The sequence below is a fragment of the Streptomyces sp. NEAU-sy36 genome (assembly GCF_013423905.1).
GTDB lineage: Bacteria > Actinomycetota > Actinomycetes > Streptomycetales > Streptomycetaceae > Streptomyces > Streptomyces misionensis.
Window position 1 is genome coordinate 941,585 of record NZ_CP058977.1, and the last position, 21,267, is coordinate 962,851.

At 72.0% G+C, this 21,267-nt stretch carries 20 protein-coding genes; 9 read left to right on the forward strand and 11 right to left on the reverse strand.

Going from position 1 to position 21,267, the window contains the following annotated elements; genetic code table 11:
• Positions 1–53: 53 nt before the first annotated feature.
• From tgmC to tgmA, 3 genes are read right to left on the reverse strand one after another with little or no spacing between them, the layout of a single operon-like run.
• Positions 54–1,181, reverse strand: coding sequence for an ATP-grasp peptide maturase system methyltransferase (gene tgmC, locus HZZ00_RS04250; RefSeq protein ID WP_180330946.1), 1,128 nt, complete (start codon positions 1,179–1,181; stop codon positions 54–56).
• Positions 1,178–2,143, reverse strand: a complete 966-nt coding sequence (gene tgmB, locus HZZ00_RS04255) for an ATP-grasp ribosomal peptide maturase (RefSeq protein WP_180330947.1) — start codon at positions 2,141–2,143, stop codon at positions 1,178–1,180. The genes tgmC and tgmB overlap by 4 nt, the downstream gene beginning before the upstream one ends.
• Entirely contained in the window at positions 2,143–2,355 is a 213-nt protein-coding gene (gene tgmA / locus HZZ00_RS04260; RefSeq protein WP_257585651.1) for a putative ATP-grasp-modified RiPP, read from the reverse strand. Before tgmA ends, tgmB begins: the two co-directional genes overlap by 1 nt.
• A gap of 233 nt (positions 2,356–2,588) precedes the next feature.
• Here tgmA and HZZ00_RS04265 point away from each other — a divergent pair, with 233 nt between their 5' ends.
• A complete protein-coding gene (locus tag HZZ00_RS04265; protein ID WP_180330949.1) occupies positions 2,589–3,704 on the forward strand; it encodes a helix-turn-helix transcriptional regulator in 1,116 nt (371 codons plus the stop codon).
• 13 nt (positions 3,705–3,717) lie between these two features.
• Positions 3,718–4,302 (forward strand): HD family hydrolase, encoded by a 585-nt coding sequence (locus tag HZZ00_RS04270; RefSeq protein ID WP_180330950.1) that lies wholly within the window; start codon positions 3,718–3,720, stop codon positions 4,300–4,302.
• Positions 4,303–4,363: 61 nt separating this feature from the next.
• On the opposite strand, the gene HZZ00_RS04275 is transcribed toward HZZ00_RS04270, so the two are convergent.
• Together HZZ00_RS04275 and HZZ00_RS04280 are read right to left on the reverse strand one after the other, a co-directional pair.
• Positions 4,364–5,209 carry a siderophore-interacting protein gene (locus HZZ00_RS04275; protein WP_180330951.1) on the reverse strand — a complete coding sequence of 282 codons (846 nt, stop codon included), beginning with the start codon at positions 5,207–5,209 and terminating at the stop codon, positions 4,364–4,366.
• Positions 5,210–5,263: 54 nt separating this feature from the next.
• Complete coding sequence (locus tag HZZ00_RS04280) at positions 5,264–6,304, reverse strand: ABC transporter substrate-binding protein (protein ID WP_180330952.1); 1,041 nt, start codon at positions 6,302–6,304, stop codon at positions 5,264–5,266.
• 155 nt (positions 6,305–6,459) lie between these two features.
• Between HZZ00_RS04280 and HZZ00_RS04285 the strand changes: the two genes are divergently transcribed.
• The gene (locus tag HZZ00_RS04285; protein WP_180330953.1) at positions 6,460–6,642 is read left to right on the forward strand and encodes a DUF1737 domain-containing protein; all 183 of its coding nucleotides are present in this window, start codon (positions 6,460–6,462) and stop codon (positions 6,640–6,642) included.
• Between the two features lie 94 nt (positions 6,643–6,736).
• Here HZZ00_RS04285 and HZZ00_RS04290 read toward each other — a convergent pair whose 3' ends face one another.
• The 4 genes from HZZ00_RS04290 to HZZ00_RS04305 are packed head-to-tail and all read right to left on the reverse strand — an operon-like array spanning position 6,737 to position 12,385.
• Positions 6,737–7,897 carry an acyl-CoA dehydrogenase family protein gene (locus HZZ00_RS04290; protein ID WP_180330954.1) on the reverse strand — a complete coding sequence of 387 codons (1,161 nt, stop codon included), beginning with the start codon at positions 7,895–7,897 and terminating at the stop codon, positions 6,737–6,739.
• A gap of 5 nt (positions 7,898–7,902) precedes the next feature.
• Positions 7,903–8,826 (reverse strand): hydroxymethylglutaryl-CoA lyase, encoded by a 924-nt coding sequence (locus tag HZZ00_RS04295; RefSeq protein WP_180333383.1) that lies wholly within the window; start codon positions 8,824–8,826, stop codon positions 7,903–7,905.
• 17 nt (positions 8,827–8,843) lie between these two features.
• Positions 8,844–10,757: a biotin carboxylase N-terminal domain-containing protein gene (locus HZZ00_RS04300; RefSeq protein WP_180330955.1), complete on the reverse strand. Its 1,914-nt coding sequence runs from the start codon at positions 10,755–10,757 to the stop codon at positions 8,844–8,846.
• A gap of 11 nt (positions 10,758–10,768) precedes the next feature.
• Complete coding sequence (locus HZZ00_RS04305) at positions 10,769–12,385, reverse strand: carboxyl transferase domain-containing protein (RefSeq protein WP_180330956.1); 1,617 nt, start codon at positions 12,383–12,385, stop codon at positions 10,769–10,771.
• 97 nt (positions 12,386–12,482) lie between these two features.
• Here HZZ00_RS04305 and HZZ00_RS04310 point away from each other — a divergent pair, with 97 nt between their 5' ends.
• The 4 genes from HZZ00_RS04310 (at position 12,483) to HZZ00_RS04325 (ending at position 16,130) form a co-directional block, all read left to right on the forward strand.
• A complete protein-coding gene (locus HZZ00_RS04310; protein WP_180330957.1) occupies positions 12,483–13,082 on the forward strand; it encodes a TetR/AcrR family transcriptional regulator in 600 nt (199 codons plus the stop codon).
• Positions 13,083–13,225: 143 nt separating this feature from the next.
• Positions 13,226–14,383, forward strand: coding sequence for an acyl-CoA dehydrogenase family protein (locus HZZ00_RS04315; protein WP_070027479.1), 1,158 nt, complete (start codon positions 13,226–13,228; stop codon positions 14,381–14,383).
• A 34-nt stretch (positions 14,384–14,417) separates the two neighbouring features.
• On the forward strand, positions 14,418–15,284 hold the full coding sequence (locus tag HZZ00_RS04320; protein WP_180330958.1) for an acyl-CoA thioesterase II: 867 nt from the start codon (positions 14,418–14,420) through the stop codon (positions 15,282–15,284).
• A gap of 474 nt (positions 15,285–15,758) precedes the next feature.
• Positions 15,759–16,130: a hypothetical protein gene (locus tag HZZ00_RS04325; RefSeq protein ID WP_180330959.1), complete on the forward strand. Its 372-nt coding sequence runs from the start codon at positions 15,759–15,761 to the stop codon at positions 16,128–16,130.
• Positions 16,131–16,198: 68 nt separating this feature from the next.
• Here the strand turns inward: HZZ00_RS04325 and HZZ00_RS04330 are convergent, their stop codons facing one another.
• Both HZZ00_RS04330 and HZZ00_RS04335 read right to left on the reverse strand, forming a co-directional pair.
• Positions 16,199–16,990: a phosphatase gene (locus HZZ00_RS04330; RefSeq protein WP_180330960.1), complete on the reverse strand. Its 792-nt coding sequence runs from the start codon at positions 16,988–16,990 to the stop codon at positions 16,199–16,201.
• A gap of 75 nt (positions 16,991–17,065) precedes the next feature.
• Positions 17,066–18,571 (reverse strand): PucR family transcriptional regulator, encoded by a 1,506-nt coding sequence (locus tag HZZ00_RS04335; protein ID WP_180330961.1) that lies wholly within the window; start codon positions 18,569–18,571, stop codon positions 17,066–17,068.
• A gap of 194 nt (positions 18,572–18,765) precedes the next feature.
• Here HZZ00_RS04335 and HZZ00_RS04340 point away from each other — a divergent pair, with 194 nt between their 5' ends.
• On the forward strand, positions 18,766–20,238 hold the full coding sequence (locus HZZ00_RS04340; protein ID WP_180330962.1) for a sodium:solute symporter: 1,473 nt from the start codon (positions 18,766–18,768) through the stop codon (positions 20,236–20,238).
• 55 nt (positions 20,239–20,293) lie between these two features.
• Complete coding sequence (speB, locus tag HZZ00_RS04345; protein ID WP_180330963.1) at positions 20,294–21,265, forward strand: agmatinase; 972 nt, start codon at positions 20,294–20,296, stop codon at positions 21,263–21,265.
• Positions 21,266–21,267 lie beyond the last annotated feature (2 nt).

Here is a 21,267-nt window from a genome sequence, read left to right on the forward strand (position 1 = left end):
GAGTTCAGCGGTACCCGCCCCGCGCCGGAAGGCCGTGCGACAGGTCCGGGTGTTCAAACGGGCAGGTTCCAGCAGGGACCGGTGGCGTCGCCGAGCCAGACGCGTTGCGAGCCGTCGGCTCCCACGGTCATGCCGAAGGCGGACATCGTGGGCGCCCCGGCTTCCTGCCAGGTCGTGAGAGCTTCCTCGACGGCGTCCCACAGGTGGAGGGGGCCGTGCTGGTGCACGAGCCACCCGTGCCCGTCGGGTTCCGTCCACGCCTGGGAGCCGGTGGCGACGTCCACGAGGGACACGCCGTCGCCAGAGGTCATGAGTTCGGCAGAGGGCGCGGCGAGTTGGGCGACGAAGAGTCCGGACCACTCGTTCAGCAGACCGGGGTCAAGGCGTGCCGGGCGAGTCCGCCCCGGCCGCTGGTGGAAGGTGGGCCGGGGTGGTCGCTCGTGCGGGCGGGCGAGCATGAAGCCGACCTCGTCGCCTGCGAAGCGGCCCGATGCCGTGCCGTCCTCGGCGACGGTGAGCCGGACCAGCCCGGAACCCAGCATCCATCCGCTGATCGTGGTGGTGATGCTTCCTCCCGGCTTGACCTGATACAGCCAGGCCGGCGGAATGTGCCGGACCGCGCAGGTGGCCACGATCGCGTCATAGTCGGCGGCGTCCCGGTAACCGGCGAGCCCGTCACCGGTGACGAGCGTCGGAGCGCAGCCGACGGCACGAAGGTGTTCGGCCGCAGTGGCGGCGAGCCGCGTGTCGTACTCGATCGAGTACACGTTCTTCTCGCCGAGCCGGTGGCAGAGAACGGCCGTGGAGTAGCCGGTTCCGGTGCCGATCTCCAGGACCCTGTCACCCTCGCGCAGCCCTGCCAGATCGGGCAGGCGGACGACCAACGACGGCAGTGTGCTGGACGAGGTCGGCTTGCCGGGCATCGGGCCCTCGGCCTGCGCCGCGCCGATGCCGTCCACCTGCGTGACCCAGGTGGTGTCCTCGTACACGAGGCGAAGCCATTCGTCGATGCCCACCGACCGACGGGACACCGGCCGCCACCCGGCCTGGGACGGGCGGAACACGACGTCGTCCAGGAACCGTTCCCTGGGGACGACCGCCACGGCGTCCCGCCAGGCGGGGTCCTCGACGGACAACGACGAGGCGAGCGCGCGGCGGAGCCGGGCCGAGTCGGCGGTCATGCCTTGCCTCCGTCCTGGAGCTGATCGGCGATGGCGGAGGTGATCAGGGAGGTGATGTGGTCGGGGAACCAGGCCCATTGCCCGTTGGGGTTGCACTCGAACCAGTGCCATCGGCCTTCCCGGTCCAGGCCGAAGTCGAACGCGCCGAAAACCAGGCCGAACGCGCTCAGGTAGGCATGTACCCCATGCGCCACCTCGGTCGGAACGCCGATCAGGTCGTAGGTGAGCCGGTCGTAGTGGCGCCGCCAGTCGACGCCGGGTGATCCGTCGATCCTGACGGCTGACAACCGTTCGCCGACGGCGGTCAGCCGGATGTCGGCGATCTTGGGCACGCGCTGCTGGAAGAGGTGTGCCGTGTGCCGTACCCGGTCGTCGAGCTGGTCGGTCAGGACGTCCTCGATCCACACGGTCAGCGCACGGCCGTCAGCGCCGGTGAACTCCGTCTCGCGCAACGGTTTGTACAGCACGGGGCCGTGGTCGTCCACGAAGGCACGGGCCTGATCGACATCGTTCGTGACCAGGGTCGGCGGCACGGTGAGCCCGCAGCGGGCAGCCATCGCCAACTGCGCCGGTTTGTACTCGGCGTCCCGGTTCCGCCAGGGGTGGTTCACGTAATGCGCGCCGGGCAGCGCTGCCAGAGTGCCGCCGAGCCCGTAGCGGGCCCCTTCCACGGCCCACCGGGTGGTCTGCTCGTCCATGGAGAGATCCGCGGTGTAAGGGGTGGGCCGCCGCCAGTACACCGAGCGCACTTCCTCCAGGCCGACGGTCCGGGTCTGCGTGGCCATGCCCCCGGAAACCCCGCAGCTGTCGAAGGCCGCGCCGAAGGTGACCGTGTTCGGGAAGTCCCCAGGGTCCAGGCGCATCACCGGCACGCGGCGCCGATTCAGCTCCTTGATCACCTCATCGGCCGTCGCGTCGTCCAGACGGGTGACGACGAGGACCGGCGGCCCGCCCGCGGCCATCAGTCGCTGTCTCCCGCCTGGTCGCTGCCCTGGTCCGGAGTACCGTCCAGACTGGTCTGCGTACTCGTCTCCTTCGACGTCTCGGACCGCCTGTGCCGGTCCATCGTCGGCACCGGCACACCGTCCGGTACCACCCAGTCAGCCGTCTGGGTCTCGGCGTTCAGGACCATGCTCGCGGCCGGCAGAACCGCCGCGGCGGGATACGGCCTCATGCGGCCTGCTCCCCAAGGGGTGATCCGCTCGCCTCGTACGAGGGTCTCCATCGGTCTCTCCTGCCCAACCGGGTCACCAACAGGTGGTGAGTGTGAAGAACAGAGCCCATGCGGTCGCGGCCTTCTCATAGGCTCGGTTCAGGGACACCCACGACCGTAGGAAGTCGGGCGGCGTCCCTGAAGTGACCGCGAGTACGGGTGGGGTGTCCAGGGCCGCCCGGATTGGACCTCCCATGCGGCCTACCGCTCGGCAAACCCTGACGGCTGGTACGAGTACGGCTCGGCGGCCTCGTTGCGGACTGCTCAGCGGCTACGTCCTTCGAGTGATCCGCGAGCAGCAGGGCCGTACGCAGGAGGAGGCCGCCGATCACCTGAAGGTGGCCACGGACACGATCGCCGGGTGGGAGACCGGCCGACGCCCCCTGACGGCCGTGCCCGTGGGCCAGTTGCTCGGCCTTCGGCACCGGCTGATGCGGATGGGCGTCTCGCCCGCGCTGCTGCACGCCCTCGAACGTGCCCTGGAGGCGGACGTCGTCCTGGCCTCCGTCCTCGACGAGGAGGCCCCCATCGAGGAGAACCTGCTCGGTGTGATGGTCATGCGCCGAGAGCTGGCCGAGGTGCTGGTCTGGCCGCTCGACGGCGTACCGCCGCGTACGATCCGCACGCTGCCGGTGCCCGTCCGGCCGCGGCGAGGCCCGGCGCCACCCGGTCCCCAACTGACCGCGAGCGAGCGGCGCACGTTCTTCGCACGGATGCGCCGCACCGCCGAACAGGCGCGCGGGCCGGGGCAGTTCCTCTTACGGCGTCAAGCCCTCTACCTGTCCGGGTACGACCAGCAGCCCGACGCCTCGGACTGGCTCGCTCAGCAGCAGCGCACCGAGCGCCCTGACGACTGGCTGACGGGGTGGCTGAACGAGCGCAGCGTCGCCGCGGTCGCGGCGCGCCGGGGTGACCGTGACCGGATGGCCTACTTCATCGACACCGCGCTCCAGGACGACGAGGCCGGAGAGGCGGCGAACCTCGCCTATTGGGCCTATTGGATCGGCGAGACGAACATCCCCCAGTTGTCGGACGACTTCATCGCGAACGACTCCCTCGGCCCGTGGAACGGGAGCCGACTCCTCACCCACCTCGTCGAGGGCATCGCCCCCGACCACGATTACGTGGATCTCAACATCCACTCCGTGTGGTCGCTGCTCCAGGTGCGCCCGGGCCTGCTGCGGTCGGGCGCCGCGGCCCGCGCCCTGCGCGAACGTCTGCCGGTGATGTTGGATGGCGGGGAACTCTCGTCACGTGGCAGGCGGGAGCTGGAGAGCATTCGCTACGCGATCCGCCTCGCCGAGGCGTGAGAGGAGACCAGAGGTGTCCGACGACCTTTCTCCGGTGGCAAATTTCCTGTTCGAAGCCGGGACGCTCAAGCACACGGCGCGCACCGGGTGGTGGATGGCAGGCGTACGCCAGCCCGAAACCGTGGCCGAACACTCCTGGCGGACCTCGCTGATCGCCTCGATCATCGCGCGGATGGAAGGCGCCGACCCGGCCCGCGCCGCGCTCCTCGCGGTCTGGCACGACACCGGCGAGACCCGGACCGGTGACGTCAACCACCTCGGCAAGAAGTACACCGATGGGGAAGCCGATCCGCGGGACATCGCAGGCGACCAGGTCGCCGGCATGCCTGCGGCCGTCGCCGACGCGGTGAAGGAGATCATCGGCACGTACGAGGCCCGGGACACCCCGGAAGCCGTCTGCGCCCGGGACGCCGACAAACTGGAATGCATGATCCAGGGGATCGAGTACCGAGACCAGGGCTACGCGAACGCACAGCGCTGGATCGACAACTCGCGCGGCCGGATCACGACCAAGTCCGGACAGGCGCTCGCGGACGCCGTGCTGGCGACCGGCTCCCTCGACTGGCTTCGCGCGGCCCTCGGCGAGGACCAGCGCTGACCCGGGCCCCCGACGGTCTCCCGGCGGGCCGGTACGGGAGCGCCCAGGGGAAAGACGTGGGCTACTCTCCCGCCGCCCGCAGCTCCTCCTCCGTCAGGCCCCGTCGCCAGTACCCCACGAACGTCACCCGGCGCCGGTCCACGCCGCGTTCGCCGACGAAGTGGCGGCGCAGTGCCTTGACTTGGCCCGACTCTCCGGCGAGCCACACGTAGGGGCGCGCGGCGGCGCCCAGGGGGGCCTCCCGGAGGGCGGTGAGCGGGTCGGGGGAGCCCGTTTCGCGTACCAGCCAGGTGATCCGCGCGTCGGCGTCCGTGCGCACGTCCTGGACGTCACCGGCGCGGGGGACCTGGAGCCAGGCGCGCACGGGGGTGCCGGCGGGCAGGGACTCGAGGATGGCGGTCGCGGCCGGTACGGCGGTCTCGTCGCCCCACATCACCACCAGGTCGGTGTCCTCGGGCGGCCGGAACCGGATCGACCGGTTGTCGGCGACCACCGGTCCGAGCAGCAGCACCCGGTCGCCGGGCACGGCCCGCGCGGCCCACCGGGAAGCGGGCCCCGCGGGCGTCGGGGCACCCGGCTCCGTGCCGTGCAACGCGAAGTCGATGTCGACCTCGTCCGGGTCCCGGCGCAGGGCCCGCAGGGTGTACGACCGCATCACGGCCCGCACGTCCTGCGGCAACTCCCGCCACCGGCGGGACCAGTCGTCGTCCAGGTCGAGCGGGACGACGGGCTCGGTCTGCCCGGGGCGCGGCAGGAAGAGGGAGAGCGACTGGTCGCGGCCGTCGGAGTGGAAGGCGTGCAGGGTGGCGCCGGTGAAGGTGACCCGGACGAGCGTCGGCCCGAGCCGCCGCGTCCGCGCGACCTGGAGGGGGAAGAACCGGAAGGGGGAGGCGACGGCTGTCGTCATGGGCGGGCTCCTGAAGGGGCGGGGTCAGGGCTGGGGTGTGCTCCGTGCGCCGGCTCAGCCGACCTTCTTCGCCTTCTCCAGCGCCTCGGCCAGGCTCGTCAGCAGCGGCACGCACTTGTCGTACGACAGGATCGGCTCGGGGGAGCGGGAGATCACCTGACCCGCCTTCACCGCCGGCAGCTTCTTCCAGGTCGGCTTGGTGATGTCCGCGGGCTGGATGGCCGAGGTCCGGTCGTCCATCATGATGATGTCCGCCTGGTACTTGTCGACGTTCTCCCAGCTCAGCGACTCGTACCAGCCGCCCCCCTGCTTCTTCGCGCTCTCCGGCGGCTCCACGAAGTTCACGCCGAGCGCCTTGAAGTACTCCAGGTCGATGGAGAGGTTGGTGCCGGAGACGTAGAAGAGCTGGTCGCTCGCGCTGCCCGCCATCACCTTGATGTCGGGCCTGGCCTTGGCCGCGGCGCGCAGCCGGGCCGCGGCCTCCTCGAACCGCTTCTTCGCGGCGGTGACCTTCGGCGCCTTCATGTCGGCGCCGAGCGACGCCGCGAGGTCCCACATCCGCTGGAGGGGCTCGGTGAGGGGGCGGTCGTAGACGGATACGCCGACGCTCGGGGCGAGCGCGCCGATCTTCTTCGCGGACTCCTCCGGGACGTACCAGAGGGTGCCGGCGTCGTCGAACATGGTGCTGATCAGCACGTCCGGGGCGAGGGCGGCGTACTTCTCGATGTTGAACTGGCCCCAGGCGTTGCCGAGGACGGTCACCTTGCTGACGTCCATGTCGCCGGCCTGCACATCCGGCTTGCCGTCCTTGGTCGTCGTGGGGCCGAAGACGCCCTTGACCTGGATGCCGTAGTCGTGGAGCGCGGCGCCGACGCCGGTGAAGGCGACGATGTTCGCGGGGGTCCTGTCCAGCTTCACGGTCGTGCCGCGGTCGTCCTCGAAGGACCAGGGGCCGGACTTCCCGGTGGCCGCCGGCCCGCCACTGCCTTTGCCCTTGTCGTCCCCGCAGGCCGCGAGGGCGGCGCCGAGTCCGATGGCGCCGCCCGCGGCGAGCAGGCCGCGGCGAGTGAGGTGGATGGCACGGGCATGGGACATGGGTATGACCGCTTTCGAACGGGGCGCAGCGCCCGCCGGACAGGTGCAAAGGTAGGTTAGCCTAACCTTCCTTGCTGTCCAGGGTGCGGTGTGCCGACCGGCTTCAGGGCCTCCCGCGGGCCGGGACGGGGGGCCCGCCTGGCATCCTGTCCCCCATGAGCGCACCCCCCGACGGTCTGCCCGTCTACCGCGTACTGACCGGCCCGGACGACGCCGCCTTCTGCCACCGGGTGAGCGAGGCCCTCGCCCTCGGCTACGAACCGCACGAGGGGCCCTCCGTCACCTTCGACGGCGAACGCGTCATCGTCGCCCAGGCGTTGCTGTGGCCGTCGCGCTGACAAGAGGTGACATACGCGGGGCCGCGCGGTCCGGGTGGCGGTCAGGTCGCTCACCCGGGCCGCGCGGCCCGTCCTCCTGGGGTGCCGGAGCCCGTCAGCTCACCAGCCCCAACTCCCGTGCGATCAGCATCCGCTGGACCTCGCTCGTGCCCTCGCCGATCTCCAGGATCTTGGAGTCGCGCCACATCCGGGCGACCGGGTACTCGTTCATGAAGCCGTAGCCGCCGTGGATCTGGGTGGCGTCGCGGGCGTTGTCGACGGCGATGGTGGAGGAGTAGAGCTTGGCCAGGGCCGCCTCCTTCTTGAAGGGCTCGCCGCAGACCAGCCGGGAGGCGGCGTCGCGCCAGGCGAGACGGGCCGTGTGGGCCTTCATCTCCATGTCGGCGATCTTGAACTGGATGGCCTGGTTGGCGCCGATGGGCCGGCCGAAGGCGTGCCGCTCCTTGGCGTACTTCACCGACTCGTCCACACAGCCCTGGGCCAGACCCGTGGCGAGGGCGGCGATGGCGACGCGGCCCTCGTCCAGGATGCGCAGGAACTGGGCGTAGCCGCGGCCCTCCTGGCCGAGCAGGTTGGCGGCGGGCACCCGGACGTCCACGAAGGAGAGTTCGCGGGTGTCCGAGGCGTTCCAGCCGACCTTGGAGTAGGGCGCCGCCACCGTGAAGCCCGGGGTGCCCGACGGGACGATGATCGAGGAGATGAGCGGCCTGCCGTCCGGCTTGCGGCCGGTGACCGCGGTGACCGTCACCAGCCCGGTGATGTCCGTGCCCGAGTTGGTGATGAAGCACTTGGAGCCGTTGATGACCCATTCGCCGGTGTCCGGGTCGAGCCGGGCCGTCGTACGGGTCCCGCCCGCGTCGCTGCCGCCGTCCGGCTCGGTCAGGCCGAAGCCGCCCAGCATCTCGCCCGAGCACAGCCGGGGCAGCCACTCGCGCTTCTGCTCCTCGGTGCCGAAGAGGTGGATCGGCATGGCGCCGAGCGAGACGCCGGCCTCCAGGGTGATGGCCACCGAGGAGTCGACCCGGGCCAGCTCCTCCAGGGCGATGCCGAGCGCCAGGTAGTCGCCGCCCATGCCGCCGTACTCCTCCGGGAACGGCAGCCCGAACAGACCCATGCGGCCCATCTCGCGGATGATCTCGTACGGGAACTCGTGCCGCTCGTAGAAGTCGCCGATCTTCGGCGCGACGACGTCGTGCGCGAACTCCTCGACCGTGCGGCGGAGTTCCTCCAGCTCGGGGCTGAGGCGGTGGTCCATGCTGATCACTGTTCCTTGTGGGAGAGAGCGCGGACGGTACGGGAGGGGCTGGGCCGGTCGAGGTGGGCGGCCATCCACACGCTGGTGGCGGTCAGCCGGGCGAGGTCGACGCCGGTCTCGATACCGAGCCCGTGCAGCATCCAGACCAGGTCCTCGGTGGCGAGGTTGCCGGTGGCGGACTTGGCGTACGGGCAGCCCCCGAGCCCGCCGGCCGACGCGTCGACCGTGGTCACGCCGTGCTCCAGCGCCGCGTAGGTGTTGGCGAGGGCCTGTCCGTAGGTGTCGTGGAAGTGCACACCGATCTCGTCGGTCGGCACACCCTCCTCGTTGAGCAGGTTGAGGAGTTCGCGCACATGGCCGGGGGTGGCCACGCCGATGGTGTCGCCGAGGCTCAGCTCGTCGCAGCCCATGTCCCGCAGGGCGGCGCAGACGCGGACCACCTGGTGTGGCGGCACCGCGCCCTCCCAGGGGTCGCCGAAGCACATGGAGACGTAGCCGCGCACGTGCGCGCCCGCGTCCTTGGCCTGGCGCACCACCGGCTCGAACACCGCGAGGGACTCGTCCACCGTGCGGTTGAGGTTGGCCTTGGCGAAGGACTCGGTGGCGCTGGCGAAGACCGCGATCCGGTCGGCGCCCAGCCCCAACGCCCGTTCCAGGCCGCGCTGGTTGGGGACGAGGACGGGCAGCGCGACCCCGGCCAGGTCCCGCACCTGCGGGTACAGCTGCTCCGCGTCGGCGAGCTGGGGCACCCACTTGGGGTGCACGAAGCTCGTCGCCTCCACGGTCGTCAGACCCGCGTCGGCCAGCCGGCGGATGAACTCGGCCTTCACCTCGGTCGGTACGGCGATCTTCTCGTTCTGGAGCCCGTCACGCGCCCCGACCTCGTGGATCCGCACCCGGGCGGGCAGGCCCGGGGCCGGTACGACCATGGGCAGTTGCTCGGTGCTCACTCCGCCTCCTCCTTCGGTGCGATGACGGCCAGCACCTGGTCCATGGCGACCGTGGTGCCCGGCGTCACGTCCAGCTCGGCGACCGTGCCCGCGTGCGGGGCGGAGATGACGTGCTCCATCTTCATCGCCTCCACCACCAGCAGGCTCTGGCCGGCGGCCACCTCGTCGCCGACGGCGACCTTGACGACGGTCACCGTGCCGGGCATCGGGGCGGTCAGCGAGTCGGCGCCCGCGTGCGCGGCCTGGGACAGGGAGGCGGCCACCGGGTCGTGGTCGCGCACCTGCCAGGCGTCGCCGTCGCGGCCCAGCCAGTCGCCGGCGCGGTGGAAGCCGTGCCGGACGCCGTCGAGGGTGACGGTCACCGCGGTGTCCGTGACCTCGGCGGAGCCGCGCGGGGTGTACGTCACCGGCTCCTGCACCCGCAGGTCGAAGGCGGGGGGCTTCGGGGTGCCGCCCAGGCGCCAGCCGTCGGGCACGGAGAAGGGGTCGGTCCAGCCGGAGCCGCGCGGCTTCAGCGCGTCGAGGCGTACGGCGGCCGCCGCCTCGTAGACCTCCTCCGGCACCCGGGTGGTGACCAGGTCGTCCACGACCCGCTCCACCAGACCGGTGTCCAGCTCGCCCGCCACCACGGCCGGATGGCCCAGCAGCCGGCGCAGGAAGCCCGCGTTGGTCGGGACGCCCAGCGTGACCGTCTCCGCGAGCGCCGCCCGCAGCCGGCGCAGCGCCGTCTCGCGGTCGGGGCCGTACGCGATCACCTTGGAGAGCATCGGGTCGTACAGGCTGCCGACCTCGGTTCCCTCGCTGAGGCCGGAGTCGGTGCGGACGCCGTCGCCCTGGGGCTCGTTCAGCAGCAGGACCGTGCCGCCGGAGGGGAGGAAGCCGCGGGCGGGGTCCTCGGCGCAGATGCGGGCCTCCACCGCGTGCCCGGTCAGCCGGACGTCCTCCTGCGCGAAGCCCAGCGGCTCGCCGGCCGCCACCCGCAGCTGCCACTCGACCAGGTCGAGGCCGGTCACCAGTTCGGTGACCGGGTGCTCCACCTGGAGCCGGGTGTTCATCTCCATGAAGTAGTACGACGACGGGTCGTTGCCCGGCACGATGAACTCCACCGTGCCCGCGCCCCGGTACCCGCACGAACGCGCCGCCTGCACGGCCGCCTCGCCCATCGCCGCCCGCGTCGCCTCGTCGAGCAGGACGCTCGGCGCCTCCTCGATGATCTTCTGGTGCCGCCGCTGGAGCGAGCACTCGCGCTCGCCGAGGTGGACCACGTTGCCGTGGCCGTCGGCCAGCACCTGGATCTCGATGTGCCGGGGCCGGTCGATCCACCGCTCCACCAGCAGGGTGTCGTCGCCGAAGGAGGCTCGGGCCTCGCGGCGGGCGGCGGCGATCTCCTCGTCCAGCACCGACAGGTCCCGCACCAGGCGCATGCCCTTGCCGCCACCGCCGGCCGACGGCTTCAGCAGCACGGGCGCGCCCAGCTCGCGGGCCGCGTCGGCCAGTTCGGGGTCGCGTCCGCCCGGGACCACCGGCACCCCGGCGGCCTCGACCGTCTCCTTGGCGCGGATCTTGTCGCCCATCAGCGCGATGGCGTCCGCCGGCGGGCCGATGAAGACCAGTCCCGCCTCCTCGCAGGCCCGCGCGAAGGCGGCGTTCTCGGCGAGGAAGCCGTAGCCGGGGTGGACGGCCTGCGCGCCGGTGCGGGCGGCGGCCTCCAGCAGCCGCTCCACCGACAGATAGCTCTCCGCCGCCGGAGCCGGGCCGATCCGTACCGCCGTGTCGGCCTCCCGGACGTGCCGCGCGTCCGCGTCGGCGTCGGAGAAGACCGCCACCGAGCGCACGCCCAGCGAGCGGAGCGTACGGATGACCCGTACCGCGATCTCGCCCCGGTTGGCGACCAGCACTGTGTCGAACACGGTTCCCCTCCTCACATCCGGAAGACGCCGAACTGGGGATCTCCCAGTGGCGCGTTGGCGCAGGCCGTCAGGGCGAGTCCGAGCACCTGACGGGTCTCCATCGGGTCGATCACGCCGTCGTCCCACAGCCGGGCGGTGGCGTAGTACGCGTTGCCCTGGGTCTCGTACTGGGCGCGGATCGGCGCCTTGAAGGTCTCCTCGTCCTCGGCGGACCAGGACTCGCCGCGGCCCTCCATCTGGTCGCGCTTGACCGTGGCGAGGACGCTGGCGGCCTGCTCGCCGCCCATCACGGAGATCTTGGCGTTGGGCCACATCCACAGGAAGCGGGGGGAGTAGGCCCGGCCGCACATCGAGTAGTTGCCCGCGCCGTAGGAGCCGCCGACGACGACGGTCAGCTTGGGCACGCGGGTGCAGGCCACCGCCGTCACCATCTTGGCGCCGTGCTTGGCGATGCCGCCCGCCTCGTAGTCCTTGCCGACCATGAAGCCGGAGATGTTCTGGAGGAACACCAGCGGGATGCCGCGCTGGTCGCACAGCTCGATGAAGTGGGCGCCCTTCTGGGCGGACTCGGAGAAGAGGATGCCGTTGTTGGCGACGATCCCCACCGGGTGGCCGTGGATGCGGGCGAAACCGGTGACCAGCGTCTGGCCGTACTCGCTCTTGAACTCGGCGAACCGGGAGCCGTCGACCACGCGCGCGATGATCTCGCGGACGTCGTAGGGGGTGCGGGAGTCGACCGGGACCGCGCCGTACAGCCCGGCCGGGTCCACCTTCGGTTCGACGGCCGGGGTGACCTCCCAGGGCAGCGACCGCCGGGCCGGGAGGGTGGAGACGATGGTGCGGACGATCCGCAGGGCGTGCGCGTCGTCCTCCGCGAGGTGGTCGGTGACGCCGGAGATCCGGGAGTGGACCTCGCCGCCGCCCAGCTCCTCCGCCGTGACCACCTCGCCGGTGGCCGCCTTCACCAGCGGGGGGCCGCCCAGGAAGATGGTGCCCTGGTTCCGGACGATGACCGCCTCGTCGCTCATCGCCGGGACGTACGCGCCGCCCGCGGTGCAGGAGCCGAGCACGGCCGCGATCTGCGGGATGCCCGCGCCGGACATCCGGGCCTGGTTGTAGAAGATCCGCCCGAAGTGCTCGCGGTCCGGGAACACCTCGTCCTGCATCGGCAGGAAGGCGCCGCCGGAGTCGACCAGGTAGACGCAGGGCAGCCGGTTGTCGAGGGCCACCTCCTGGGCGCGCAGGTGCTTCTTCACCGTCATCGGGTAGTACGTGCCGCCCTTGACGGTGGCGTCGTTGGCGACGATCACGCACTCGCGCCCGCTGACCCGCCCGATCCCGGCGATCACCCCGGCGGCCGGCGCCTGGCCGTCGTACATCCCCTCGGCCGCCAGCGGTGCCAGCTCCAGGAAGGGCGAGCCCGGGTCGAGCAGTGTGTCGACCCTGTCCCTGGGCAGCAGCTTGCCGCGCGCGGTGTGCCGCGCACGCGCCCGCTCACCGCCGCCGAGCGCCGCCGCGGCCAGCTTGCCGCGCAACTCCTCGACCAGTGCGAGATGGGCCTCTTCATTGGCCCGCCAGGCCTCCGACGCGGGGTCTGCCGCGCTCCGGAGCTCCGGTGCCTCCTGCATTCTGCGGTCCCCTCACCCGGTGCTCGGACCGGTTAATGAGCGTTAACCATTTCCTTCAGGTTAACGACCGCTAACCTCGCTGTCTAGAATTGTCTTCATGGCTCCCAGAACCGACGCCCCGACCCGGCGCGAGCAGATCCTGAAGGAAGCCGCGCGGCTGTTCGCCGAGCGCGGCTTCCACGGCGTCGGCGTGGACGAGATAGGGGCGGCGGTCGGCATCAGCGGCCCCGGTCTGTACCGGCACTTCCCGGGCAAGGACGCGATGCTCGCCGAGCTGCTGGTGGGCATCAGCGGGCAGCTGCTGACCGGCGCCCGGCGGCGGCTCGCGGAGGCCGACGGCGACCTGGGCGCCTCCGCGGTGCTGGACTCCCTGATCGAGGGCCACATCGACTTCGCGCTGGACGACCGGCCGCTGATCACCCTGCACGACCGCGAGCTGGACCGGCTGCGCGACAGCGACCGCAAGCTGGTGCGCCAGCTCCAGCGGCAGTACGTCGAGCTGTGGGTGGAGGTGGTCCGCGAGGTCTACCCGGCGCTGACCGAGCCCACCGCCCGCTCGGCCGTCCACTCGGTCTTCGGCCTGCTCAACTCCACCCCCCACCTGGGCCGCGCGGGCACCCTCCCGGGCCGTGGCGCCACGGCGGCGCTGCTGCACCGGATGGCGCGCGGGGCGTTCGAGGCCGCCGGCGCCGCGTAGCCGCTCGCCGCGTTCCTACCCGGCGTGACGAGCGTTACGACCGGCCACCCCTGGACGGGCCACCTACCCGCCGGTACGCTCCAATGAGCAAGCGCTTAGACATGCCCCATTCCGGCATGCCGAGGTACGTGGAGGTGGGCGGCGTGCGCCGTACGGTGTTCAACGAGGATCACGAGGCGTTCCGGGAGACCCTGCGCGCCTTCATCGAGGCCGAGGTCGTACCGGTGTACGACGAGTGGTTCGCGGCCGGCCAGGCGCCGCGCGACTTCTACTACAAGCTCGGAGAGCTGGGCATCTTCGGCATCAACGTCCCCGAGGAGTTCGGCGGCGCGGGTCTGGACAGCCACAAGTTCGAGGCCGTCCTCTACGAGGAGACCGCCCGCGCGGGCGTCCAGTTCGGCGGCTCCGGCGTGCACGTGCTGCTCGCCCTGCCGTACATCAAGATGCTCGCCACCGAGGACCAGAAGAAGCGCTACCTGCCGAAGTTCGTCACCGGCGAGGAGATGTGGGCCATCGCGATGACGGAGCCGGGCACCGGTTCCGACCTCGCGGGCATGAAGTCCACCGCCAAGCTCAGCGAGGACGGCACGCACTACGTCCTCAACGGCGCCAAGACCTTCATCACCGGTGGCGTGCACGCCGACCGCGTCATCGTGTGCGCCCGTACCTCGGCGCCCACCGCCGAGGACCGCCGCCACGGCATCTCGCTGTTCGCCGTGGACACCAAGTCCGAGGGCTACTCCGTCGGCCGCAAGCTGGACAAGCTGGGCCTGAAGACCTCCGACACCGCCGAGCTGGCCTTCGTGGACGTCAAGGTCCCGGTCGAGGACCTGCTCGGCGAGGAGAACAAGGGCTTCTACTACCTCGGCCACAACCTGGCCTCCGAGCGCTGGGGCATCGCCTTCGGCGCCTACGCGCAGGCCAAGGCCGCCGTCCGGTTCGCCAAGCAGTACGTCCAGGAGCGCACCGTCTTCGGCAAGCCGGTCGCGCACTTCCAGAACACCAAGTTCGAGCTGGCCGCCTGCCAGGCCGAGGTGGACGCCGCCGAGGCCGTCGCCGACCGCGCCACCGAGGCCCTGGACGCGGGTGAGCTGACCCCCGCCGAGGCCGCCTCCGCCAAGCTGTTCTGCACCGAGGTGGCGCACCGGGTCATCGACCGCTGCCTCCAGCTGCACGGCGGCTACGGCTACATGAACGAGTACCCGATCGCCCGCCTCTACGCGGACAACCGCGTCAACCGCATCTACGGCGGCACCAGCGAGATCATGAAGACGATCATCGCCAAGGACATGGGCCTGTAAGCCCGGCGCAACACCGGCCGGTACACCAGACACCATGAGCCAGGCACTCGAAGACCTCCTCGATCTGCTCGACCTGGAGCGGATCGAGGAGGACATCTTCCGCGGCCGGTCGCGCTCCGCCGTCGTGCCCCGCGTCTTCGGCGGGCAGGTCGCGGCGCAGGCGCTGGTCGCGGCCGGGCGGACGGTCCCCGCGGACCGGCCCGCCCACTCCCTGCACGCCTACTTCCTGCGCCCCGGCGACCCCGGCGCGCCGATCGTGTACACCGTCGACCGCATCCGCGACGGCCGGTCGTTCACGACCCGCCGCGTGGTCGCCGTCCAGCACGGCAAGCCGATCTTCCACCTCTCCGCGTCCTTCCAGACGTACGAGGAGGGCCTCGACCACCAGGCGCCGATGCCGTCCGCGCCGGACCCGGCGACCCTGCCCACCTCCCAGGAGCGGCTGCGCGGCTACGGCCATCTCGCGCCCGGCGTGGTGGAGCGCTTCCTGGAGGCCCGTGAGGCGGTCGACCTCAGGTACGTGGACGAGCCGCCGTTCGGGAGGTTCGGCGAGCCGCGCGAGCCGCACAGCCAGGTGTGGTTCCGCACCAACGGCAAGCTGAACGACGACCCCCTGCTGCACGTCGTCCTCGCCACCTACGTCTCCGACATGACGCTGCTCGACTCCGTGCTGCTCGCGCACGGCCGCGGCGGCTGGGCGGTCGGCGACGTGGTCGGCGCCTCGCTGGACCACGCGATGTGGTTCCACCGCCCCTTCCGCGCCGACGAATGGCTGCTCTACGACCAGGAGTCGCCGTCCGCGCACGGTGGCCGCGGCCTCGGCCAGGCGCGTATTTACACCCAGGACGGCCGGCTCGCCATCACGGTGATACAGGAGGGCGTGGTCCGGGTCCCGCGTTGATGCCGGCCGTGCGTTGGTTTCCCGAGGTGCCAAGTGACGGATGGGGTACTAGGCTCAATCAGTGAAAGCCGCACGTGCTCGGCATGCGCGGTCGGCGAGGTCAGGGGGACACCTCGATCCTCAGCCGCGGTACCTGACGGCGCGACAGCGTCCGGGCGGACCGCAGGCGTCGGCCGTATCGACGTGCCGCACATGATCCAGCGGAACATCCGAAGACCGTGCCGCACGTTCTCTGTGTGCGGCGGCGGCCATCAACCTCGCGCGTTCCCGACACGGAGCCGTGAGAGACGATGGAACGGAAGGTATCTCCTATGCGAGCACAACGCACGAGGCGTCTCTTCGCCCTGTCCGCGGCCGGTGTCATGCTGGCCGGTGGAGCCGCACTCAGCGCAGCGAGCACTGCCTCGGCGACGACGTTCGACCACCCCACCACCAGTTCCGTCAGCAGGTTCGACGACAACGGTGGCGGCGGCCATGGCGGACGCGGCGGCGACCACGGTGGACGCGGTGGCGACCACGGCGGACGCGGCGGTGACCGCGGCGGACGTGGTGGATACGACGACGACGGCGGACGCGGCGGCTATGACCACGGCGGACGCGGCGGCTACGACCACGGTGGACGCGGCGGCTACGACGATGGTGGACGCGGCGGCTACGACCACGGTGGACGCGGCGGCGACCACGGTGGGCGCGGTGGCGACCACGGCGGACGCGGCGGCGACCACGGTGGACGCGGTGGTGACCACGGTGGACGCGGTGGCGGTGGCCACGGTGGCGGCGGTCACGGTGGTGGCGGCCACGGCGGTGGCGGTCACGGCGGCGGCGGCCGCTGAGCCCCCCTCATGACGGAATGCGGTGTGCGGTCCCGCTCGCGGGGCCGCACATCCTTGTGACCGGGGGCTGCCGGTCCGGCGCTACTGGTCCAGGCCGGCCGCGGTGAGCAGGTACGCGGTCATCGGGTCGTAGTGGCGCGGGCTGGTCACATGGTCGTCCAGCGGCACCGCGACCTGGAGGGTGCCCTCCGACTCGGCGAGGAAGAGCGCCGGGTCGTTGCAGTCCGCGTAGCCGACCGAGTCCAGGCCGTGCTGAGCGGCGTACCCGGCCCAGCCGTGATCGGCGACCACCAGGTCGGGCAGCGGCCGGCCGGCCCGCTCAAGTCCCGTGAGAATGGCCCGCATCGGCTCCCCGGAGTGGGTGTGCCACAGGGTGGCCCCGTGCTCCAGGACGGCCACGTCCGCGAACTGCATGACGTAGCCCTCGTCGGTCTGCAGGCCGTCCGGGATGACGACGATCTCGCAGCCGGCGGCGCGCAGCGCGGCGGCCGTGGCCCGGTGCACGTCCAGCAGCCCGCCCGGGTGCCCGGTGGCGAACAGCACCCGCTGGCGCCCCTCGGCCGCCTTGCGCAGCTGCGCCGCCAGCCGGTCCAGCGCGTCCACGGTCAGCTCCGGGTCGATGGTGTCCTGGCCGTGCCGGTACTCGGGGTCGTCGTTGACGCCCACCCGCTCGGCCATCACCGCGAGCACGTCCTGCTCGTCCGCCCAGCGGTCGCCCAGCTCCAGGCCGAGCCAGAAGTTGCGGTCGCCGTTGGCCAGCAGGCGGTAGTGGGAGAGGTTGTTCTCGCGGGGCGTGGCGACGTCCCCCGCGATACGGGTTCTCACCAGGTGGTCGACGAGCTGCGCGCGGCTGGGTGTCCCGGGTATCGGCATGCCTCCCATTGTGGGGCAGCCCGGCGCGGGCGGCCCCGGGGTTCCGTCCGCTGGGACGGGGGTCACGCCCGGCCGTCACCGGTGCCGCAGCGCGAACCACAACTCCATGCGCACGTCCGCGTCGTCAAGGTCGGTGTCCAGCAGCAGGGCGCAGCGGGCGATGCGTTGCCGCACGGTGTTGCGGTGCACACCCAGGGCGACCGCGGTGCGGTCCCAACTGCCGTGCAGCGAAAGCCAGGTGCGCAGGGTGTCGATCAGCGCGGGCCGGGGGGAGAGCGGCGCGAGCAGGGTGCGCGCGTGGGCCCGCGCCTCCGCCTCGGGCACCAGCCGCGACAGTCCGGGGCGGGAGTCGTGCCGGACCAGCGGGGAGCGGGCGGCGCGGGCGCGGGCCAGGGCGCGCGCCGCCTGGGCGTCGGCGGCCTGCCACTCCTGCGGCGCCGCGGGCGCGCTGACCCCGAGCGTCCAGCCGGGCACCGGGGCGGGCTCCCGGTCGGCGGGCGCGAGGACGCGCACCACCTCCTCGGCGGCGTCGACCAGCGGGGACCCCAGGGCGGCCCCGAGCGCGGAGGCGCCGAGGGCGCCGGGTTTCCGCGGCTGCGGCGAGCGGTGCGCGGCGGACGGCTCCGGCGGTTCCGGCGAGGCGTGCACGACGAACCAGTCGCCGTCCCCGAGCAGGGGCGCGACGGTCTCCGGCGCGGCCCCGAGCAGCAGCCGTACCAGCGCGGAGGACCGCGCCGCCCCCGCCGCGCTCTGGTGCTCCCCGGTCAGCAGCGACAGCAGCACCGCGCCCACTGAGGCGATGGTGTGGTCCCCCGCCTCCCGCCGCCCGGCCGCCACCCCGAGCACGAAGCCCGCCCCGGACCCGAGCGCGTACGCGGAGAGATGCGCGCCGCCGACGGTGTCGGTGGCCGAGGAGGGTCCCACCGGGCCCGCCGGCCGGACCACCCGCGCCAGTTCCGCCAGCGCCTCCCGCGCCCCCGGCACCGGTTCGCGGCCCGCCGTCGCGATCGGCGTGCCGTCCGGGCCGTGGAGCACCGCCTGCCCGCCGAGCCGCTGGGCCAGCCGGCGCAGCACGGACGGCACCGGGTCGGGACGGGCGGCCGCGGCGGCGAGACTCAGCTGGGCCTCGGTGACCCGGCGCAGCTCGGCCAGCCTGGCCCGCGCCATCAGCTGCCACACGGCGCGCGCCACGGCCGAGAAGGTGGTCTGCGGCGGGACCTCCAGCAGGGGCAGCCCATGGGTGTCGCAGGCGGCCACCAGGGCGCGCGGAACGCTCTCGTGCACCGGAGCGAGCCCGAAGCCGAGGGCCGCGCCGCCCGCCGCGACGATCCGGGCGACGTACGCGTCGAAGAAGGCGTCCGGCGCCGATGCGTCGGGGATCTGCACGCCCGCCGTCAGCAGCAGCTCGCCGCCGAGCAGATACGGGTACGGATCGGCCATCTCCGAGGTGTGCGCCCAGTGGATGACGACGTCCGCGCCGCCGGGGCCGGCGATCCGGCGCAGGGCGAGGTCGTCCCGGGCGAGGAGCGCGGACAGGGGGACCGGCGGGGTGGGCGGGACCGGCGCGTGGTGGTTGGTCATGGTGCGCGTTTCCTCCACTCCAAGCCCCCTCCTGTGGATGAAACGTACACTTCGCAGTCGCTTTCCGGCCACCTAATGTCGGTCCGGAGCCGACGGCCGCGGGTACGGGCGGATGTCCCCGCGATCCGCCGTCGGCATGACCCCACCGCATCTGCACGACACGCCACCGGAGAGTGCGCGAAGGAGGGCCCCACATGGCCGTCGACTACACGGTGATCGTCCTGTATCTCGCCGGAATGCTGGCCATGGGCTGGTGGGGCATGCGCCGCGCCAAGTCCAAGAGCGACTTCCTGGTGGCGGGCCGGCGCCTCGGACCCGCGATGTACTCGGGCACCATGGCCGCGATCGTCCTCGGCGGCGCCTCCACCATCGGCGGCGTCGGCCTCGGCTACCAGTACGGTCTCTCCGGCGCCTGGATGGTCTTCACCATCGGCCTCGGCCTGCTGGCACTCTCCGTGTTCTTCTCCGCGCGCATCGCCCGGCTGAAGGTCTACACGGTCTCCGAGATGCTGGACCTGCGCTACGGCGGCCGGGCGGGCGTGATCTCCGGCGTGGTCATGTGGGCGTACACCCTGATGCTCGCGGTGACCTCCACCATCGCCTACGCCACGATCTTCGACGTCCTCTTCGACATGAACCGCACGCTGGCGATCGTCATCGGCGGCTCGATCGTCGTGGCGTACTCGACCCTCGGCGGCATGTGGTCCATCACGCTCACCGACATGGTGCAGTTCGTCGTCAAGACGATCGGCGTGCTGCTCCTGCTGCTGCCGATCGCGGTGATCCGGGCGGGCGGCTTCGGCGAGATGAAGGCCAAGCTGCCGACCACGTACTTCGATCCGCTGGGCATCGGCGGCGAGACCATCTTCACGTACGTGCTGATCTACACCTTCGGCATGCTGATCGGCCAGGACATCTGGCAGCGCGTGTTCACCGCCCGCAGCGACCGCACCGCCCGCTGGGGCGGCACGGTGGCCGGAACCTACTGTCTGGCCTACGCCGTGGCCGGCGCGGTGATCGGCACCGCCGCCAAGGTGCTCTACCCCCAGCTGGCCAGCCCCGACGACGCCTTCGCCACCATCGTCAAGGCCGAACTCCCCGTCGGTGTGCGCGGACTGGTGCTGGCCGCCGCCCTGGCCGCGGTGATGTCCACCTCCTCCGGTGCGCTGATCGCCTGCGCCACCGTCGCCAACAACGACATCTGGTCGCGGCTGCGCGGAGCCGTCCGCCGGGGCGCCGACCCCGGTCCCGGGGCGCACGACGAGGTCTCGGGCAACCGCGCCTTCATCCTGGTCATGGGCCTCGCGGTGATCGGTACGGCGATCGCGCTCAACGACGTGGTGGAGGCGCTGACGGTGGCGTACGACCTCCTCGTCGGCGGTCTGCTGGTGTCGATCCTCGGCGGCCTGCTGTGGAAGCGCGGCACCGTGCAGGGCGCGCTGGCCTCCGTGATCACCGGCGGCCTGGCCGTCATCGGGCTGATGGCCGGGTACGGCATCCTCGCCAACGAGCCGGTGTACTACGGCCTGCTGGCCTCCCTGGCCGCCTACGTCGTCGTCTCCCTGGCCACCAGGCCGACCGACGAGACCGTCCTGGCCACCTGGCGCGACCGCCTGGCCGGACGGGCCCCCGAACTCCCTTCCGAACCGGTCACGGCTCACCAGTAGAGTCGTCAGGAAAGCAGTACATGCGCCGCAAAGCGCAGGAAAGAAGGCATTTCACATGAGCGGCAACGAGACGCCCCGCGGCCCCGTCGACTCCTCCCGCGTCCCGCGGTACGCCGGACCCGCCACCTTCGCCCGGCTGCCCCGCCTGGACGAGGTCGGCACCGCCGACGTCGCCGTGGTGGGCGTGCCGTTCGACTCCGGCGTCTCGTACCGGCCGGGTGCCCGCTTCGGCGGCAACGCCATCCGCGAGGCGTCCCGGCTGCTGCGCCCGTACAACCCCGCGCAGGACGCGTCACCGTTCGCGCTGGCGCAGGTGGCGGACGGCGGCGACATCGCGGTGAACCCGTTCAACATCAACGAGGCGGTCGAGACGATCGAGGCGGCGGCCGACGACCTGCTCGGCACCGGCGCCCGGCTGATGACCCTGGGCGGCGACCACACCATCGCCCTCCCGCTGCTGCGTTCGGTGGCGAAGAAGCACGGCCCGGTCGCCCTGCTCCACTTCGACGCCCACCTGGACACCTGGGACACCTACTTCGGGGCCGAGTACACCCACGGCACCCCGTTCCGTCGCGCGGTCGAGGAGGGCATCCTCGACACCTCCGCCCTCTCCCACGTGGGCACCCGCGGCCCGCTGTACGGCAAGCAGGACCTGACCGACGACGAGAAGATGGGCTTCGGCATCGTCACCTCCGCGGACGTCTACCGCCGGGGCGCCGACGAGGTCGCCGACCAGCTGCGCCAGCGCATCGGCGACCGCCCGCTGTACATCTCCATCGACATCGACTGCCTCGACCCGGCGCACGCGCCCGGCACCGGCACCCCCGAGGCGGGCGGCATGACCTCCCGCGAGCTGCTGGAGATCCTGCGCGGGCTGGCCGGCTGCAACCTGGTCTCCGCGGACGTGGTCGAGGTCGCCCCGGCGTACGACCACGCGGAGATCACGTCCGTGGCCGCCTCCCACACGGCCTACGAACTGACCACCATCATGTCCCGCCAGATCGCGGCGGCTCGAAAGGACGCGTAAGC

Excerpts from the sequence above, each read along its gene's own strand:
- tgmC (WP_180330946.1), bottom strand. The coding sequence starts at position 1,181 with ATGACCGCCGACTCGGCCCGGCTCCGCCGCGCGCTCGCCTCGTCGTTG.
- tgmB (WP_180330947.1), bottom strand. The coding sequence starts at position 2,143 with ATGGCCGCGGGCGGGCCGCCGGTCCTCGTCGTCACCCGTCTGGACGAC.
- tgmA (WP_257585651.1), bottom strand. The coding sequence starts at position 2,355 with ATGAGGCCGTATCCCGCCGCGGCGGTTCTGCCGGCCGCGAGCATGGTC.
- HZZ00_RS04265 (WP_180330949.1), top strand. The coding sequence starts at position 2,589 with ATGCGGCCTACCGCTCGGCAAACCCTGACGGCTGGTACGAGTACGGCT.
- HZZ00_RS04275 (WP_180330951.1), bottom strand. The coding sequence starts at position 5,209 with ATGACGACAGCCGTCGCCTCCCCCTTCCGGTTCTTCCCCCTCCAGGTC.
- HZZ00_RS04280 (WP_180330952.1), bottom strand. The coding sequence starts at position 6,304 with ATGTCCCATGCCCGTGCCATCCACCTCACTCGCCGCGGCCTGCTCGCC.
- HZZ00_RS04285 (WP_180330953.1), top strand. The coding sequence starts at position 6,460 with ATGAGCGCACCCCCCGACGGTCTGCCCGTCTACCGCGTACTGACCGGC.
- HZZ00_RS04290 (WP_180330954.1), bottom strand. The coding sequence starts at position 7,897 with ATGGACCACCGCCTCAGCCCCGAGCTGGAGGAACTCCGCCGCACGGTC.
- HZZ00_RS04295 (WP_180333383.1), bottom strand. The coding sequence starts at position 8,826 with ATGGTCGTACCGGCCCCGGGCCTGCCCGCCCGGGTGCGGATCCACGAG.
- HZZ00_RS04305 (WP_180330956.1), bottom strand. The coding sequence starts at position 12,385 with ATGCAGGAGGCACCGGAGCTCCGGAGCGCGGCAGACCCCGCGTCGGAG.
- HZZ00_RS04310 (WP_180330957.1), top strand. The coding sequence starts at position 12,483 with ATGGCTCCCAGAACCGACGCCCCGACCCGGCGCGAGCAGATCCTGAAG.
- HZZ00_RS04320 (WP_180330958.1), top strand. The coding sequence starts at position 14,418 with ATGAGCCAGGCACTCGAAGACCTCCTCGATCTGCTCGACCTGGAGCGG.
- HZZ00_RS04325 (WP_180330959.1), top strand. The coding sequence starts at position 15,759 with ATGGCGGACGCGGCGGCGACCACGGTGGACGCGGTGGCGACCACGGCG.
- HZZ00_RS04330 (WP_180330960.1), bottom strand. The coding sequence starts at position 16,990 with ATGCCGATACCCGGGACACCCAGCCGCGCGCAGCTCGTCGACCACCTG.
- HZZ00_RS04335 (WP_180330961.1), bottom strand. The coding sequence starts at position 18,571 with ATGACCAACCACCACGCGCCGGTCCCGCCCACCCCGCCGGTCCCCCTG.
- HZZ00_RS04340 (WP_180330962.1), top strand. The coding sequence starts at position 18,766 with ATGGCCGTCGACTACACGGTGATCGTCCTGTATCTCGCCGGAATGCTG.
- speB (WP_180330963.1), top strand. The coding sequence starts at position 20,294 with ATGAGCGGCAACGAGACGCCCCGCGGCCCCGTCGACTCCTCCCGCGTC.